Origin of the sequence: Pseudomonas sp. NPDC089752 (assembly GCF_044748725.1) — a bacterium.
Lineage (GTDB): Bacteria > Pseudomonadota > Gammaproteobacteria > Pseudomonadales > Pseudomonadaceae > Aquipseudomonas.
Map to the genome: position 1 here is coordinate 201,840 of NZ_JBIVGP010000005.1, position 15,079 is coordinate 216,918.

The window sequence follows — 15,079 nt, forward strand, 5'->3', positions numbered from 1 at the left end:
CCCGCGCGGCGACATCCTACCAGCTCACCGACAAACGCCGGTGAGCTGGCCGACAACATGCAACGATTACTTCTTGTCGTCGCCTTTGACTTCTTCGAACTCGGCGTCAACCACGTCATCGTGCTTGGCTTCCGGCTCGGCCTGCTGAGCGCCGCCCTGAGGCTGCTCGGCCGACTGCTCGGCGTACATCTTCTGGGCTACCGGGGCAGAGACCTTGGACAGCTCTTCGACCTTGGCGTCGATGGCAGCCTTGTCGTCGCCTTTGACAGCGGCTTCCAGGGCAACCACGGCCGCTTCGATGGCAGTCTTCTCTTCGGCAGTGACCTTGTCACCGGCGTCAGCGACCATCTTGCGGGTCGAGTGAACCAGCGCGTCACCCTGGTTACGGGCAGCGGCCAGCTCTTCGAACTTGCGGTCTTCCTCGGCGTTGGCCTCGGCGTCACGCACCATGCGCTCGATTTCTTCGTCGGACAGGCCGGAGTTGGCCTTGATCACGATCGACTGAGCCTTGCCGGTGGCCTTGTCTTTGGCGCCGACATGCAGGATGCCGTTGGCGTCGATGTCGAAGGTCACTTCGATCTGCGGAACACCACGCGGTGCTGGCGGGATGTCAGCCAGGTCGAACTTGCCCAGCGATTTGTTCTGTGCAGCCTGCTTACGCTCACCCTGCAGCACGTGAATGGTCACGGCGCCTTGGTTGTCGTCGGCAGTCGAGAACACCTGCGACTTCTTGGTCGGGATGGTGGTGTTCTTCTCGATCAGCGGAGTCATCACGCCGCCCATGGTTTCGATACCCAGGGTCAGCGGGCTGACGTCCAGCAGCAGCACGTCCTTCACGTCACCGGCCAGAACGGCGCCCTGGATCGCAGCACCCATTGCAACGGCTTCGTCCGGGTTGACGTCCTTGCGCGCTTCTTTACCGAAGAAGTCGGCAACGGCCTTCTGCACCATCGGCATACGGGTCTGGCCACCGACCAGGATCACGTCGTCGATCTTGCTGGCGTCGATGCCGGCGTCTTTCAGGGCGATGCGGCAAGGCTCGATGGTACGGTTGACCAGGTCTTCTACCAGCGACTCCAGCTTGGCACGGGAGATCTTCACGTTCAGGTGCTTAGGACCGGTGGCGTCTGCAGTGATGTACGGCAGGTTGACATCGGTCGACTGCGCCGAGGACAGCTCGATCTTGGCTTTTTCAGCAGCTTCTTTCAGACGCTGCAGGGCCAGTGGATCGTTCTTCAGGTCCATGCCGGACTCTTTCTTGAACTCGTCGACGAGGTAGTCGATCAGGCGCATGTCGAAGTCTTCGCCACCCAGGAAGGTGTCGCCGTTGGTAGCCAGTACTTCGAACTGATGCTCACCGTCGACTTCGGCGATTTCGATGACCGAAACGTCGAAGGTACCACCACCGAGGTCATAAACGATGACAGTGTGGTCGCCCTTGGCCTTGTCCATGCCGTAAGCCAGTGCAGCGGCGGTCGGCTCGTTGATGATGCGCTTGACGTCCAGACCTGCGATGCGGCCGGCGTCTTTGGTGGCCTGGCGCTGGCTGTCGTTGAAGTAGGCCGGAACGGTGATGACCGCTTCGGTGACTGGCTCGCCGAGGTAGTCTTCGGCGGTCTTCTTCATCTTTTTCAGCACTTCGGCGCTGATCTGTGGTGGCGCCATGTCCTTGCCGGCGGCTTGTACCCAAGCGTCGCCGTTACCGCCTTTAACGATCTTGTATGGCACCAGCTTGATGTCTTTCTGCACGACATCTTCTTCGAAGCGGCGGCCGATCAGGCGCTTCACTGCGAACAGCGTGTTGTGCGGGTTGGTAACGGCCTGGCGCTTGGCCGACTGGCCAACCAGGATCTCGCCGTCGTTGGCGTAGGCCACGATCGAAGGGGTGGTACGCGCGCCTTCGGCGTTTTCGATGACCTTGACGTTACCGTTTTCCAGAATGGAGACGCACGAGTTGGTGGTCCCCAGGTCGATACCGATGATTTTGCCCATGTTATCTCTCCCGAAACTTGAATTAGGTGGCAGCGGCTACATTGGCCAACTGCGGTAATACTTGAATGCTTGACACCTAGATGGGGTTGCCCAAACGGATTTCAAGCCTTCTCATCGATAGAAGGTTGCGCCGCGGCTGGCGCCTTGCTGACCACCACCATGGCGGGGCGCAGCAGGCGGCCGTTGAGCAGGTAGCCCTTCTGGAACACGTTCAGCACGCTGTTCGGCTCGACCTCGGCGTTTTCCTGCATGGCCATCGCCTGGTGGTGCTCAGGGTTGAATGGCTGGCCGTGCGGGTCGATGGCTTCGAGGTTGTAGCGCTTGAGGGTGTCCTGGAACATCTTCAGGGTCAGCTCGACGCCTTCGCGAGTTTTCTTGGCCTGCTCGTCCTCAGGGTTGAGGTGAGTCAGGGCCATTTCCAGGCTGTCGATCACCGGCAGCAGGTCGCCCGAGAACTTCTCGAGGGCAAACTTGCGGGCCTTGTCGACTTCCTGTTCGGCGCGGCGAATGCTGTTCTGCGCTTCGGCGGCGACACGCAGGGATTGATCCTTGGCGGCGGCCAGCTGCTCCTCGAGCTCCTGAACGCGGGCGCCGTTATCCACTGCACCAGTCTCTTCGGGGTTAAGGTCTTGATCTTTCAGCTGTTCGTCAGCCATGAGGTCTCTCCTGCGCAATTTCTGTGGTACGAGCAAAGCTCGCCGTGTCTGCCGGCTATATGGGGCCGGAAAAACCAGCTTCAAGGGGCAAGCGGCTTTAAAGGGCAGGCAAACAATCTGCCGGAGGGCATTGGCAGAGCCGAAAAAAGTACTGTATAAATAACCAGACTTGATCTTCGGGAGCCGCCCCAATGCTGGTGCACCTGTCCATTCATAACTACGCCATCGTCGAGCACCTCGACCTCGAACTTGCCCGCGGCATGTCCGTCATCACCGGCGAGACCGGCGCCGGCAAGTCGATCATGCTCGACGCCCTCGGCCTGGCCCTGGGCGACCGCGCCGACAGCGGCGTGGTGCGCCCCGGCGCGGACAAGGCGGATATCCTGGCCACCTTCGACCTGGTGGACATCCCCGAAGCCCATACCTGGCTGGCCGAGCGCGACCTGGCCAACGAAGGCCTGTGCATCCTGCGCCGGGTCATCACCGCCGAAGGCCGCAGCCGCGGCTATATCAATGGCACGCCCTGCCCGCTGGGCGATCTCAAGGCGCTCGGCGAGCTGCTGATTGACATCCACAGCCAGCACGAACACCAGTCGCTGCTCAAGACCGACACCCACCGCCGCCTGCTCGACGAGTACGCCGGCGCCATCGACCTGGCGCGCCAGGTGCAGCTGGCCGCCAAGCGCTGGAATCAAACCCGCCTGGAGCTGGAGCGCCTGTCCAATTCCGGCGACGAGCAACGCGCCCGCCACCAGTTGCTCAGCTATCAGCTCGAAGAACTGGACAACCTCGGCCTGGGTGAAAACGAACTGGAGCAGCTGGAGCAAGAGCACAAGAACCTGACCAACGCCGAGGCCCTGTTCGGCATCTGCCGCCAGGTCATCGACCAGTGCAGCGAGAGCGACTCGGGCAATGTGCTCGCCGCCCTCACCACCAGCCTCAACCGCCTGGGCGCCGCCGCCAACACGCCAAAAGCCCTGGGCGAGGCCTCTAACCTGATCGCCAGTGCGCAGATCCAGATCGAGGAAGCGATCGGCGAACTCAACCGCTTCCTCGACAACTTCGACGCCGACCCCATGCGCCTGCAAGCCCTGGAAGAGCGCCTCGACACCATCTACACCCTGGCGCGCAAACACCGCGTGCACCCGACCGAGCTGCCCCACCTGCAGCAACAGTTGATGGATGAGCTGGAAGGCCTGAATGCCAGCGACGAGTCAGTCGAGCGCCTTGGCGAGGAGCTGACCGCCTTTGCCCAGCATTATCAGGAACGAGCCACTGAGCTGAGCGCCTTGCGCCAGCAGGCGGCGCAGCAGCTGGCCATTGCGGTGGAGCAGGAAATCCAGCGCCTGGGCATGCCGGGCGGTCGCTTCTGCATCGAACTGACGCCAAATGAAGGCAACGACCCTTCGCCACATGGCCTTGAGCAGATCGAACTGCTGGTCAGCGCCAACCCCGGGCAGCCGCTCAAAGGCTTGGCCAAGGTCGCTTCGGGCGGTGAGCTATCACGCATCAGCCTGGCGATTCAGGTGATCACCGCGCAGACCTCGCGCATTCCAACGCTGGTGTTCGACGAGGTCGATGTGGGCATCGGCGGCCCTACCGCAGAGATCGTCGGCCAATTGCTGCGCCGGCTGGGTGAACGCGGCCAGGTGCTGACCGTCACGCATCTTCCACAGGTCGCGGCGCAGGGGCATCACCATCTGTTCGTGCACAAAGTGCGCAACAGCGATACCACCCACACCGCCGTGGCCAATCTGGGCAAGCGGGAGCGGGTAGAAGAAGTGGCGCGAATGCTGGGCGGCATCGACCTGACCAAGGAATCGCTGGCGCATGCGCGCAAGATGGTGGTCAGCGGCAAGGCTTGAAGCCCCACTGGAGTACATATCCTGTGGGAGCGGCTTCAGCCGCGAAGCAATCGACATGGTGGATGGCACCGGCTCTGCCGGTGTTCGCGACTGAAGTCGCTCCTACAGCAGTCCTCCGAAGGGTCCATTGCAGCCAGCAGAAAGCACAAAGGCGACCCTAGGGTCGCCTTTGTTGTTGGTAACGATCGAAATCGTTACTTTTTCTTACGCACGTAGAGGACCAGGTTATGGTCCACCAGCTCGTAGCCATGCTCGGCCACGATTTCCTTTTGGCGGCGCTCGATTTCAGCGTCCATGAACTCGATGACTTCGCTGGTATCCACGTTGACCATATGGTCGTGGTGGCCGCCGTCCGCCAGCTCGAATACCGCGTGGCCGCCATCGAAGTTGTGGCGTACCACCAGGCCAGCAGCCTCGAACTGGGTCAGTACGCGATAAACGGTTGCCAGACCGACGTCCTCGCCAGCCTCCATCAGCGCCTTGTAGACATCCTCGGCGCTCATGTGACGTTGCTCGGTCGAATCGAGCATCTGAAGGATCTTGACTCGAGGCAGTGTCACCTTGAGACCGGCTTTGCGCAATTCGCTATTTTCAACCATGGTCAGCTTTCTCGCCGATGCTGCTTCGCAGCTTCTCTTAATACGGGTATGATCGGGGTTTACGTTGTCCAGCCAAGATAGTGGAAGTCGCCCACCGATGCAAAACAACACCAAGCACTTGCTAACCAGCCTCACCTTCGTGGGACTGCTCGCACTCGCCGGTTGCTCGTTTCCCGGGGTTTACAAAATCGACATCCAGCAGGGCAATGTCGTCACGCAGGACATGATAGACCAATTACGCCCCGGAATGACCCGCCGGCAAGTAAGGTTTATCATGGGCAACCCTCTGCTCCAGGATACGTTCAACACCAATCGTTGGGACTACCTGTACAGCTTGCAGCCTGGTGGCGGCCAACGCCAGCAGGAGCGCATGAGCATCTTCTTCAACGACAGCGACCAGCTGGTCAGCCTGTCGGGCGATTTCATGCCAGGTGTGAGCCGCGACCAGGAAATCCTCGGTGGCAGCGGCGACACCACGGTCAGCCCAGGCACTCAGCCCGAGCAGCCAGCGTCGCAGCCGGCAGAAAAACCGGCCAAACCTGGTTCGGTGGAAGAGTCCATCCAGCGCGAAATCGACACCATCGAGACTACGCCGGTCCCGACCCCAGCACCACTGGAAACTTCGCCGCGGTAATTGCCGGCGACATGAAAAAGCCCGGATCAATGTCCGGGCTTTTTTGTGGGCGGGCGAAACGTCAGCTGTAGAGTTCTTTAGCCCGCTGGCAGAAGGCATCCACCAAGGTGTTGGCGGCCTGATTGAACAGCGGGCCGAGGGTGGCGCGGACGATCGACCCGGCATAATCGAACGACAAGTCCAGGCTGATCTTGCAGGCCTTCTCACCCAGCGGCTTGAACACCCACACACCATGCAGCTGGGTGAACGGCCCTTCCTCCAGGTTCATCTCGATCGACTGCCCCGGCACCAGCACGTTACGTGTAACGAAATGCTGGCTCATGCCACCCTTCGCCACATCCAGCTTGGCGCGCATGTGCGTGTCGCTGGCTTCGATCACCGTCGAACCCGAGCACCAGGGCAGAAATTTGGGATAGCTGGCAACATCATTGACCAGATCGTAAAGCGCCTGGGCAGGGTACGGCAGCAGGGCGGAGCGTTGAATATGGGTAGTCATCCAGGCGTCACTTCCAAGGCTGGGTGGCGGCGCTTCGCAGCGTGCCGAAAACAGGTTCTGTGCGTATGACAGGGCCTGTATTGTCCGGTATTCATTGCGGTGGCTCAAGCGCGCCTAAATCCCGTAGCCGACGACGCAATGACTTGCCTATAATGCCGCCCCTATGGCTAAACAAAAGAAACATCCGACCGGGACCATCGCGCAAAACAAGAAGGCGCGACACGATTACTTCATCGAACACAAGTTCGAGGCCGGGCTGGTCCTGTCCGGTTGGGAAGTAAAGAGCCTGCGGGCCGGCAAGGCGCACCTGACCGACAGCTACGTGCTGCTCAAGGATGGCGAAGCCTGGCTGTTCGGCAGCCACATCACCCCGCTGACCACCGCCAGCACCCACGTCATCGCCGACCCCATCCGCACGCGCAAGCTGCTGCTGAACAAGCGCGAGCTCGAGCGTGTGGAGGCTGCGGTGGCGCAGAAGGGCTACACCTGTGTGGCCCTGGCGCTGTACTGGAGCAAGCACCTGATCAAGTGCGAGATCGCGCTGGGCAAGGGCAAGAAGGAATACGACAAGCGCGATACCGTGCGCGAGCGTGATTCCAACCGCGAGCTGCAGCGGGCGGTGCGCAACAAGGGCAAGGAAGACTAAGTCTTTCTGTTGCTCATGCGGGCCTCTTCGCGGGGCAAGCCCGCTCCCACAGTGACAGCGTCGAGCTCAAGAACTGTGGGAGCGGGCTTGCCCCGCGAAGAGGCCGGCACTGCCAAAAAAATCTCAGCGCCCGCTGCGCCGCTCTGCCCGCGCCACCCGCTGCGCTTCATGCTGCGCCTCTTCCAGCACCTCCTGCACATACAGAATGTGCCGGCTGGACACCTCACGCGCCTCCTCCGCCCTACCCTCGACAATCGCCTGATACAACTCACGGTGCTGACTGATCAGCATGTCGCGCGTTTCCGTGCGCTGCTGGTACATGCCACCAATGTTGGTCACCACGTTGCGCTTGAGCAGGTCGAACAGCCCGCGGATGGTATGCAGCAAAACCGCATTGTGGCTCGCCTCGGCAATCGCCAGATGAAACTGCGCATCCGCCGTCCCCTCCTCCGCACGCGTCACCTCGTCAGCCCGCGCATAGCAGTCCTGCAGCCTGTCGAACGCGGCCTTGAGGCGGAGCCGATCAGGTTCCGTGGCCCGTTGCGCCGCGTAATACGCGCACGAGGCTTCCAGCGTATGGCGAAACTCCAGCAGGTCGCGCTGCGCCTCGGCACTGTGTTCGAGCAACTGCAGCAACGGGTCGCTGAAGGTCGAGCCCAGTGACTCAGCCACGTAATTGCCGCCACCCTGGCGACTGACCAGCAGCCCCTTGGCCACCAGCTTCTGAATGGCCTCACGCAGTGACGGCCGCGACACGCCGAACTGTTCGGCCAGGGCGCGCTCGGCCGGCAGCCGCTGGCCCGAGGTCAGCGTGCCTTCCAGGATCATCCCTTCCAACCGATCGACGATGTCGTCGGACAGGCGCCGTTGGCGGACCTGATCAAAAACCATCACTCACTCTCCACAAACCCCCGGCAAATTTCAGGGGGCGTCCATTCTCGCCGATCCGCGCCACGCCAGCACCCATCAGCTGACGATTTTCCCAGGCCATCAACCGCCCGCTCATCGGCACACGACCAAAGTTTTGCACAGGACAAATTGACACACCCACAACTGCGCTTTTAACCTAGCGACCAGCCATTGTAAATTGGTCTTACCAATTATCCAATGCCAGTGCTGACCAACAACAATTAGGGGTTACCCCATATGCAAACCTGGCAACAACTCTATTCCCCGCTTGGTAGTCTTGGCCTGTCCGCACTGGCGGCGGTCATCCCCATCGTGTTCTTCTTCCTGGCCCTGGCCGTGTTCCGCCTCAAAGGCCACGTCGCCGGCAGCATCACCCTGGCACTGTCGATCCTGGTGGCGATCTTCGCCTTCCAGATGCCTGTCGACATGGCCCTGGCTGCCGCAGGGTACGGCTTCCTTTACGGCCTCTGGCCAATCGCATGGATCATCGTTGCCGCGGTGTTCCTGTACAAACTCACGGTCAAGAGCGGCCAGTTCGAGGTGATCCGCAGCTCGGTGCTGTCGATCACTGACGACCAGCGCCTGCAAGTGCTGCTGATCGGCTTCTGCTTCGGCGCCTTCCTCGAAGGTGCGGCCGGCTTCGGCGCCCCGGTGGCCATCACCGCCGCACTGCTGGTGGGCCTGGGCTTCAACCCGCTGTACGCCGCCGGCCTGTGCCTGATTGCCAACACCGCACCGGTAGCCTTCGGCGCCCTGGGCATCCCGATCATCGTCGCTGGGCAAGTGACCGGCATCGACGCCTTCCACATCGGCGCCATGACCGGCCGCCAACTGCCGTTGCTGTCGCTGTTCGTGCCGTTCTGGCTGGTGTTCATGATGGACGGCCTGCGCGGTGTGAAAGAAACCTGGCCTGCGGCCCTGGTCGCCGGCCTGAGCTTCGCCGTGACCCAGTACTTCACCTCCAACTTCATCGGCCCAGAACTGCCGGACATCACCTCGGCCCTGGCCAGCCTGATCAGCCTGACCCTGTTCCTGAAAGTGTGGCAGCCCAAGCGCGCGTTCGCCGAAGCCAAGGGCAGCGTCGGCGCCGCCGTGGTACAACCGAGCGGCAGCCAGCCAAGCCCCTACAGCTTCGGCGAAATCTTCAAAGCCTGGTCGCCGTTCCTGATCCTCACCGTGCTGGTCACCATCTGGACCCTGAAACCATTCAAGGCCGCCTTCGCCCCAGGCGGCGCGATGTACAACTTCGTGTTCAACTTCGCCATCCCGCACCTCGACCAGTTGGTGGTCAAGACCGCCCCGATCGTCACCGCGCCGACCGCAATGCCAGCCGTATTCAAGCTGGACCCGATCTCCGCCACCGGCACGGCGATCTTCCTCTCCGCGCTGATCTCCATGGCGGTGCTGAAGATCAACCTCAAAACTGGTCTGACCACTTTCAAAGAGACCTTCTGGGAACTGCGCTGGCCAATCCTGTCGATCGGCATGGTGCTGGCCTTCGCCTTCGTCACCAACTACTCGGGCATGTCCTCGACCATGGCCCTGGTCCTGGCCGGCACCGGCGCCGCGTTCCCGTTCTTCTCGCCGTTCCTCGGCTGGCTGGGCGTGTTCCTGACCGGCTCCGACACCTCGTCCAACGCCCTGTTCAGCTCGCTGCAGGCCACCACCGCGCACCAGATCGGGGTCAACGACACCCTGCTGGTGGCGGCCAACACCAGCGGCGGCGTGACCGGCAAGATGATTTCGCCACAGTCGATCGCCGTGGCCTGCGCCGCCACCGGCCTGGTCGGCAAGGAATCCGACCTGTTCCGCTTCACCGTCAAGCACAGCCTGTTCTTCGCCACCATCGTCGGCCTGATCACCCTGGTCCAGGCCTATTGGCTGACCGGCATGCTGGTTCATCACTAAAGTGAAAGGGGCCGGGCGCCCAGGCGCGCCCGGCATCTCCTTCAACCCACGCTGCGAGAATCCATGATCATTTCCGCCTCCACCGACTATCGCGCCGCAGCACAACGCAAGCTGCCACCCTTCCTGTTCCACTACGCCGATGGCGGCGCGTATGCCGAGCACACCCTGCGCCACAACGTCTCGGACCTGGCCAGCATCGCCCTGCGCCAGCGCGTGCTGAAGAACATGTCCGAGCTCAGCCTCGAAACCAAGCTGTTCGACGAGACCCTGAGCATGCCCGTTGCCCTGGCCCCGGTCGGCCTCACTGGCATGTACGCCCGCCGCGGCGAAGTGCAGGCGGCACGCGCAGCTGCCGCGCATGGCATCCCGTTCACCATGTCCACCGTGTCGGTGTGCCCGATCGAAGAAGTCGCCCCGGCCATCGACCGGCCGATGTGGTTCCAGCTGTACGTCCTCAAAGACCGCGGCTTCATGCGCAACGCCCTGGAGCGGGCCAAGGCCGCCGGGGTGAAAACCCTGGTATTCACCGTCGACATGCCCGTCCCCGGCGCCCGCTACCGCGATGCCCACTCCGGCATGAGCGGCGCCAACGGCCCGATGCGCCGCGTGCTGCAAGCCATGACCCGCCCCGAGTGGGCCTGGGACGTGGGTGTGATGGGCCGCCCGCACGACCTGGGCAACATCTCCAAATACCGCGGCAACCCCACGGGCCTTGCCGACTACATCGGCTGGCTGGGCAATAACTTCGACCCGTCGATCTCGTGGAAAGACCTGGAGTGGATCCGCGAATTCTGGGACGGCCCGATGATCATCAAAGGCATCCTCGACGCCGACGACGCCCGTGACGCAGTCAAGTTCGGCGCCGACGGCATCGTCGTCTCCAACCACGGCGGCCGCCAGCTCGACGGCGTGCTGTCCAGCGCCCGCGCCTTGCCGGCGATTGCCGATGCAGTGAAAGGCGACCTGAAAATCCTCGCCGACTCCGGCATCCGCAGCGGCCTCGACGTGGTGCGCATGATCGCCCTCGGCGCCGACACCGTCTTGATCGGCCGCGCCTTCCTCTGGGCCCTCGCCGTGCATGGCCAGGCCGGAGTGAAAAAACTGCTCGAACTGTTCGAGAAAGAGATGCGCGTTGCCATGGTGCTGACCGGCGCCAAGACCATCAGCGAGATCAGCCGCGATTCGCTGGTCCGCGAACTGGGCGCTTGAACGCCTGCAACAACACCGCCTGAATGACCGGGGCACACCGCGCACCAGACGCCGTGGCCCCGCGAGGAGACTGCATGAGCCTGCCCGCCGCGTTCCTGCGTGATGCCGAGCGCCTGATACCCGCCGAACGCCGCTTCGACGACCCCACCTCGACCCTGGCCTTCGGCACCGACGCCAGTTTCTACCGGCTGATTCCCAAGCTGGTGGTGCGCGTCGAGTCCGAAGACGAAGTGGTCGGGCTGCTGCACTTGGCCCAGCGCGAGCGCGTGCCGGTGACCTTCCGCGCCGCCGGGACCAGCCTGTCCGGCCAGGCCATCAGCGACTCGGTGCTGATCGTGCTCAGCGATAACTGGAACGGCCGGGAAATCCGTGGCCAAGGCGAGCAGATCCGCCTGCAACCCGGCGTCATCGGCGCCCAGGCCAACGTCTGGCTGGCCCCCTTCGGACGCAAGATCGGCCCAGACCCGGCCTCGATCAACGCCTGCAAGATCGGCGGCATCGTCGCCAACAACGCCAGCGGCATGTGTTGCGGCACCGCGCAGAACACCTACCACACCCTGGCCGGCCTGCGCCTGGTGCTGGCCGACGGCACCCGCCTGGACAGCGAAGACCCGGCCAGCGTCGCCGCTTTCGAAACGTCCCACGCCCAGCTGCTCGAATCCCTCGCCCGCCTCGGCCGCGAAACCCGCGCCAACACCGAACTGGCCGACCGCATCCGGCACAAATACCGGCTCAAGAACACCACAGGCCTGTCACTCAACGCCCTGGTGGACTACGACCAGCCGCTGGATATCCTGCAGCACCTGCTGGTCGGTTCCGAAGGCACGCTGGGCTTCATCAGCGCCGTCACCTACGACACCGTGCCCGACCACCCACACAAGGCCAGCGCCCTGCTGGTGTTCCCCAGCGTGGAAAGCTGCTGCCGCGCAGTCACCGTGCTCAAGCGCCAGCCGGTGTCCGCCGTCGAGCTGCTCGACCGCCGCAGCCTACGCTCGGTGCAGAACATGCCGGGCATGCCGCTGTGGGTAAAAGGCCTGTCGGACAACGCCTGCGCCCTGCTGATCGAGTCCCGCGCCGCCAGCCAGACGCTGCTGCACGAACAGCTACAACAAACCATGGCCGCCATCGCCGACTATCCGCTGGAGCAAAAGGTCGACTTCAGCGAAGACCCGGCGGTGTACAACCAGCTGTGGAAAATCCGCAAAGACACCTTCCCCGCCGTCGGCGCCGTGCGCCAGACCGGCACCACGGTGATCATCGAAGACGTGACCTTCCCCATCGAGCAACTGGCCGAAGGCGTCAACCGCCTGATCCAGCTGTTCGACAAACACCACTACGACGAAGCGATCATTTTCGGCCACGCCTTGGAAGGCAACCTGCACTTCGTCTTCACCCAAGGCTTCAACAGCGCCGAAGAAGTCGCCCGCTACCAAGCCTTCATGGACGACGTGGCGCAGCTGGTGGCGGTCGAGTTCGGCGGCTCGCTCAAAGCCGAGCACGGCACCGGCCGCAACATGGCGCCATTCGTGGAGCTGGAGTGGGGCCACGACGCCTATCAGCTGATGTGGACGCTCAAGCGCCTGCTCGACCCCAATGGCATCCTCAACCCCGACGTGGTGCTCAGCGAAGACCCCGACATCCACCTGAAAAACCTCAAGCCACTGCCCGCCGCCGACGAGATCGTCGACAAATGCATCGAGTGCGGCTTCTGCGAACCGGTGTGCCCGTCCAAAGGCCTGACCCTCAGCCCCCGCCAGCGCATCGTCATGTGGCGCGACATCCAGGCAAAAAAACGCGCCGGCATCGACACCCGCGAACTGCTGCAAACCTACCAGTACCAAGGCCTCGACACCTGCGCCGCCACCGGCCTGTGCGCCCAGCGCTGCCCGGTCGGCATCAACACCGGCGAGTTGGTGAAGAAGCTGCGCAGCCAGGCCGCCGACCACGCCAAAACCGCCCACTGGCTGGCCGACCATTTCAACACCGCCCTGGCCGGCGCCCGCCTCACCCTCAGCGCCGCCAACACCGCCCGCAAGCTGCTCGGCGCCCCGCGCCTGGCCCGCCTGAGCGCCACGCTCAGCAAGGCCAGCAAAGGCCGCCTGCCGCAATGGTCCCCAGCCATGCCGCAGCCCCTGCGCAGCATCGCCTTCGGCCCCGCCAGCAACGACGCCCGCCCCCGCGTGGTGTACCTGGCCGCCTGCGTCTCACGGGTGATGGGCCCAGCCTTCGCCGACCGCGAACAAAGCTCGCTGCTCGACAAGACCCGCGCCCTGCTGGAAAAAGCCGGTTACCAAGTCGTCTTTCCCGACAACCCCGACAGCCTCTGCTGCGGCCAGCCGTTCGCCTCCAAAGGCTACCCCGAACAGGCCGAACACAAACGCCAGGAGCTGATCAACGCCCTGCTGCACGCCAGCCGCGGCGGCCTCGACCCGATCTACTGCGACACCAGCCCCTGCACCCTGCGCCTGGTGCAAGACCTGGGCGACACCCGCCTCGACCTGTACGACCCGGTGCGCTTCATCCGCACCCATCTGATGGACAAGCTGGAGTTCACCCCGCAGGAAGACCCCGTGGCCGTGCACGTGACCTGCAGCACCCAGCACCTGGGTGAAAGCCAGGCACTGATCGACCTGGTGCGGCGCTGCAGCAAGCAGGTGGTGATACCGGAGGGGATTCATTGTTGCGGGTTTGCCGGTGACAAAGGCTTCACCACGCCGGAGCTGAATGCGCACTCGCTGCGTGGCCTGAAGGACGCCGTGCAGTATTGCAGTGAAGGGATTTCCACCAGCCGGACCTGTGAGATTGGATTGTCCAACCATAGCGGGATTGATTATCACGGGTTGGTTTATCTGGTGGACCGCGTTACCCGGCCCATGCGCCCGCCGGGAGATTTGCAGCGATGTTGAGATCGAGCGCCGCCCGCGCGGCGCATCGCGAGCAACGTCGGGGCGCCGAACCGTCGCTCCTACGTTTGTTTTCGACCAGTTAGGTCAGTGACATACGCGCGCGGCCGCCTTGTTTGTACGCCTCGATATCGAGACATGCACCAAGGCGTTCGCGCGCCTGACCCGCAGGCAAAATTGGCCCGAAACAAACGTAGGAGCGACGGTTCGGCGCCCCGACGTTGCTCGCGATGCGCCGCGCGGGCGGCGCTCGATCTCCCACGCGCAAAAAATCTCCCGACAGGCACCCGGCCCACACGTCAGATCATTCCGAACCTGCAACCAAATGCTTCTGGTTTGAATGCTTTGGGAATTATCCTACGACCCACGCTGCCGTTTCGCTGTTGTTGCTCACACCCATCAGGGCTAATTTCCCAGAGTCGTCAATTTTGGCGATTTGGGTGTGAGAGCCCGCAAATTTCGGCAGTACTGCTATGGCAGCCGCAACGCGGGCAGGCTTCGTCCTGGCCGGTTTGTGCCGATCTTTGCCGGTCTCTCACCCCGCGTTCGGCTGCCACCCTATTCTGTGAGAGGAAGACGAAGGGCAGCTTTTATTTAGCCTTGATCGGATCTTCACCATGAAAAAAATCGTCCCCGACCCACCCCGCCTCAAACTCATCGCCAACCCCTACTTCTCCATCCACACCGACATGCCCACCCCAGACGCCCTCGCCCACGCCAGCGAGCTGTTACGCGGCGTCATCGAAACCATCGACGAACACTGCCGCACCTACGACGGCGAACCCGGCGTCAACATGCTCAGCAACGCCGCCCACGCCTCCGAAACCTCCCGAGCGCTGATCGAGCACGCCTTGACCGACCTCTACAATGCGCAAAGGCAAAGGTGACCCTATGAATGACGAACTGAAAAAGATCACCACCGCCGGTAAAGAATCATTCGACCTCTTCCGCCTGCAACCCGGCGTCCCCTTCGAACACGCCTTCAGCCAGCTGTCCGTCCTGCTCGGCTGCATCCGCCACCTCACCACCGAAGCCGAAATGGAAAACGACCGCCAGGCCGGCAGCGCCGCACGGATCCTCAGCGAGATGGCCAAAGCACTGATCGATGACATGGAACGCAGCCTGACCAAACCGCACTAAACCCCACCCACTCCCACAGCCCAGCACAATTCCCTGTGGGAGCGGGCTTGCCCGCGAATCGAGGGCAAAGCCCTCGCCCGCAACATCCCGCATCACCCATCATGCCGCCTAGCCACTATCTC

At 62.8% G+C, this 15,079-nt stretch carries 13 protein-coding genes; 8 read left to right on the top strand and 5 right to left on the bottom strand.

Annotated features, from left to right (window positions below):
• Window positions 1-66: 66 nt before the first annotated feature.
• Together dnaK and grpE are read right to left on the bottom strand one after the other, a co-directional pair.
• Window positions 67-1,992, bottom strand: a complete 1,926-nt coding sequence (gene dnaK / locus ACIPZF_RS10310) for a molecular chaperone DnaK (RefSeq protein ID WP_400798513.1) — start codon at window positions 1,990-1,992, stop codon at window positions 67-69.
• A 101-nt stretch (window positions 1,993-2,093) separates the two neighbouring features.
• Window positions 2,094-2,648, bottom strand: a complete 555-nt coding sequence (gene grpE / locus ACIPZF_RS10315; protein ID WP_400798516.1) for a nucleotide exchange factor GrpE — start codon at window positions 2,646-2,648, stop codon at window positions 2,094-2,096.
• A gap of 191 nt (window positions 2,649-2,839) precedes the next feature.
• Between grpE and recN the strand changes: the two genes are divergently transcribed.
• Window positions 2,840-4,513, top strand: coding sequence for a DNA repair protein RecN (gene recN / locus ACIPZF_RS10320; protein ID WP_400798518.1), 1,674 nt, complete (start codon window positions 2,840-2,842; stop codon window positions 4,511-4,513).
• A 194-nt stretch (window positions 4,514-4,707) separates the two neighbouring features.
• On the opposite strand, the gene fur is transcribed toward recN, so the two are convergent.
• On the bottom strand, window positions 4,708-5,112 hold the full coding sequence (gene fur / locus ACIPZF_RS10325; RefSeq protein ID WP_046788147.1) for a ferric iron uptake transcriptional regulator: 405 nt from the start codon (window positions 5,110-5,112) through the stop codon (window positions 4,708-4,710).
• 97 nt (window positions 5,113-5,209) lie between these two features.
• Here fur and ACIPZF_RS10330 point away from each other — a divergent pair, with 97 nt between their 5' ends.
• Window positions 5,210-5,746, top strand: coding sequence for an outer membrane protein assembly factor BamE (locus ACIPZF_RS10330; protein WP_400798521.1), 537 nt, complete (start codon window positions 5,210-5,212; stop codon window positions 5,744-5,746).
• A 61-nt stretch (window positions 5,747-5,807) separates the two neighbouring features.
• Here ACIPZF_RS10330 and ACIPZF_RS10335 read toward each other — a convergent pair whose 3' ends face one another.
• On the bottom strand, window positions 5,808-6,242 hold the full coding sequence (locus ACIPZF_RS10335) for a type II toxin-antitoxin system RatA family toxin (RefSeq protein WP_400798523.1): 435 nt from the start codon (window positions 6,240-6,242) through the stop codon (window positions 5,808-5,810).
• Window positions 6,243-6,405: 163 nt separating this feature from the next.
• On the opposite strand from ACIPZF_RS10335, the gene smpB reads away from it, so the two are divergent.
• Complete coding sequence (smpB, locus tag ACIPZF_RS10340) at window positions 6,406-6,888, top strand: SsrA-binding protein SmpB (protein ID WP_400798526.1); 483 nt, start codon at window positions 6,406-6,408, stop codon at window positions 6,886-6,888.
• A 123-nt stretch (window positions 6,889-7,011) separates the two neighbouring features.
• Here the strand turns inward: smpB and ACIPZF_RS10345 are convergent, their stop codons facing one another.
• Complete coding sequence (locus tag ACIPZF_RS10345) at window positions 7,012-7,779, bottom strand: FCD domain-containing protein (RefSeq protein ID WP_400798528.1); 768 nt, start codon at window positions 7,777-7,779, stop codon at window positions 7,012-7,014.
• A 255-nt stretch (window positions 7,780-8,034) separates the two neighbouring features.
• Between ACIPZF_RS10345 and ACIPZF_RS10350 the strand changes: the two genes are divergently transcribed.
• The 5 genes from ACIPZF_RS10350 (at window position 8,035) to ACIPZF_RS10370 (ending at window position 14,957) form a co-directional block, all read left to right on the top strand.
• Window positions 8,035-9,705 (top strand): lactate permease LctP family transporter, encoded by a 1,671-nt coding sequence (locus ACIPZF_RS10350; protein WP_400798530.1) that lies wholly within the window; start codon window positions 8,035-8,037, stop codon window positions 9,703-9,705.
• Between the two features lie 63 nt (window positions 9,706-9,768).
• Entirely contained in the window at window positions 9,769-10,914 is a 1,146-nt protein-coding gene (gene lldD, locus ACIPZF_RS10355; RefSeq protein ID WP_400798533.1) for an FMN-dependent L-lactate dehydrogenase LldD, read from the top strand.
• Between the two features lie 74 nt (window positions 10,915-10,988).
• Complete coding sequence (locus ACIPZF_RS10360; protein WP_400798535.1) at window positions 10,989-13,820, top strand: FAD-binding and (Fe-S)-binding domain-containing protein; 2,832 nt, start codon at window positions 10,989-10,991, stop codon at window positions 13,818-13,820.
• A 614-nt stretch (window positions 13,821-14,434) separates the two neighbouring features.
• Window positions 14,435-14,704, top strand: a complete 270-nt coding sequence (locus ACIPZF_RS10365; protein WP_400798538.1) for a hypothetical protein — start codon at window positions 14,435-14,437, stop codon at window positions 14,702-14,704.
• Between the two features lie 4 nt (window positions 14,705-14,708).
• On the top strand, window positions 14,709-14,957 hold the full coding sequence (locus ACIPZF_RS10370) for a DUF3077 domain-containing protein (RefSeq protein WP_400798540.1): 249 nt from the start codon (window positions 14,709-14,711) through the stop codon (window positions 14,955-14,957).
• Window positions 14,958-15,079: the final 122 nt, after the last annotated feature.

What these genes read in the sequence shown, in the direction of transcription:
- dnaK (WP_400798513.1), bottom strand. Translation starts at nt 1,992, where the DNA reads ATGGGCAAAATCATCGGTATCGACCTGGGGACCACCAACTCGTGCGTC.
- grpE (WP_400798516.1), bottom strand. Translation starts at nt 2,648, where the DNA reads ATGGCTGACGAACAGCTGAAAGATCAAGACCTTAACCCCGAAGAGACT.
- recN (WP_400798518.1), top strand. Translation starts at nt 2,840, where the DNA reads ATGCTGGTGCACCTGTCCATTCATAACTACGCCATCGTCGAGCACCTC.
- fur (WP_046788147.1), bottom strand. Translation starts at nt 5,112, where the DNA reads ATGGTTGAAAATAGCGAATTGCGCAAAGCCGGTCTCAAGGTGACACTG.
- ACIPZF_RS10330 (WP_400798521.1), top strand. Translation starts at nt 5,210, where the DNA reads ATGCAAAACAACACCAAGCACTTGCTAACCAGCCTCACCTTCGTGGGA.
- ACIPZF_RS10335 (WP_400798523.1), bottom strand. Translation starts at nt 6,242, where the DNA reads ATGACTACCCATATTCAACGCTCCGCCCTGCTGCCGTACCCTGCCCAG.
- smpB (WP_400798526.1), top strand. Translation starts at nt 6,406, where the DNA reads ATGGCTAAACAAAAGAAACATCCGACCGGGACCATCGCGCAAAACAAG.
- ACIPZF_RS10345 (WP_400798528.1), bottom strand. Translation starts at nt 7,779, where the DNA reads ATGGTTTTTGATCAGGTCCGCCAACGGCGCCTGTCCGACGACATCGTC.
- ACIPZF_RS10350 (WP_400798530.1), top strand. Translation starts at nt 8,035, where the DNA reads ATGCAAACCTGGCAACAACTCTATTCCCCGCTTGGTAGTCTTGGCCTG.
- lldD (WP_400798533.1), top strand. Translation starts at nt 9,769, where the DNA reads ATGATCATTTCCGCCTCCACCGACTATCGCGCCGCAGCACAACGCAAG.
- ACIPZF_RS10360 (WP_400798535.1), top strand. Translation starts at nt 10,989, where the DNA reads ATGAGCCTGCCCGCCGCGTTCCTGCGTGATGCCGAGCGCCTGATACCC.
- ACIPZF_RS10365 (WP_400798538.1), top strand. Translation starts at nt 14,435, where the DNA reads ATGAAAAAAATCGTCCCCGACCCACCCCGCCTCAAACTCATCGCCAAC.
- ACIPZF_RS10370 (WP_400798540.1), top strand. Translation starts at nt 14,709, where the DNA reads ATGAATGACGAACTGAAAAAGATCACCACCGCCGGTAAAGAATCATTC.